A 1,139-nucleotide genomic window follows, 5' to 3' on the forward strand; every position below is an offset into this window, starting at 1 on the left:
CTAGTCTTCTGAGTCAGGAATTCTGTTCAGATATGAGGCGAGGCGTTCGAGGATCTCGTCGGCGGTCTTGGTCCAGACGTAGGGCTTCGGGTCGGTGTTCCAGGCGGCGATCCAGTTGCGGATGTCCTTCTCGAGGGCCTGGACGGACTTGTGGACGCCTCGCCGTATCTGCTTGTTGGTGAGTTCGGCGAACCACCGCTCGACGAGGTTGAGCCAGGAGGAGCCAGTCGGGGTGAAGTGCAGGTGGAAGCGGGGGTGGGCCAGCAGCCACTTCTTGACGGCGGGCGTCTTGTGGGTGGCGTAGTTGTCCAGCACGAGGTGGACGTCCAGGCCGGCGGGCACTTCCTTGTCGAGCTTGAGCAGGAACTTCTTGAACTCCTCGGCGCGATGCCGGCGGTGCAGGGAGCCGATGACTTTGCCGGTGGCGACCTCGAGGGCGGCGAACAGTGTGGTGGTGCCGGCGCGGACGTAGTCGTGGGTGGCCCGCTCGGGAACGCCGGGCATCATCGGCAGCACGGGCTGGGACCTGTCCAGGGCCTGGATCTGCGACTTCTCATCCACGCAGAACACCAAGGCCCGCTCGGGCGGGTCCAGGTAGAGACCCACGACATCGTGGACCTTGTCGACGAAGTACGGATCGGTCGACAGCTTGAAGGTCTCCGAGCGGTGCGGCTGCAGTCCGAATGCCCGCCAGATCCGTGACACCGACGACTGCGACAGGCCCATCTCCTTCGCCATCGAACGCGTCGACCAGTGTGTGGCGTTCTTCGGAGTGGTTTCCAGTGTCCTGGTGACCACCGCGGCGACCTGCTCGTCCGTCACCGTCCTGGGCCCACCGGGACGCGGCATGTCACCCAGGCCGGCGATCCGGTACTGCACGAACCGGGCCCGCCAGCGGCCCACCGCATGAGGTGTGGATCCAAGTTGGGCCGCGACGTCCTTGTTCGAGGCACCCTCGGCGCAAGCCAGGATGATCCGACACCGCAGAGCCCACGCCTGCGGCGTGGAACGACGCCGCACCCACCTCTCGAGCGCGGCCCGTTCCTCGTCCGACAGCGTCAACTCGGCCTTCGGTCGCCCCATTCGTGCCATGGAGCAAGCCTACACATCTGAACAGAATTCATGACTCAGAAGACTAG

Annotated in this window: 1 protein-coding gene; it reads right to left on the bottom strand. The window is 65.0% G+C overall.

Features of this window, described 5'->3' with window-relative positions; genetic code table 11:
* Positions 1-1,083 (bottom strand): IS630 family transposase, encoded by a 1,083-nt coding sequence (locus tag AB0447_RS36415; protein WP_366481250.1) that lies wholly within the window; start codon positions 1,081-1,083, stop codon positions 1-3.
* Positions 1,084-1,139 lie beyond the last annotated feature (56 nt).

Source organism: Streptomyces sp. NPDC051211 (assembly GCF_040689505.1).
In the GTDB taxonomy this organism is placed as follows: Bacteria; Actinomycetota; Actinomycetes; order Streptomycetales; family Streptomycetaceae; genus Streptomyces.

Excerpts from the sequence above, each read along its gene's own strand:
- AB0447_RS36415 (WP_366481250.1), bottom strand. The coding sequence starts at position 1,083 with ATGGGGCGACCGAAGGCCGAGTTGACGCTGTCGGACGAGGAACGGGCC.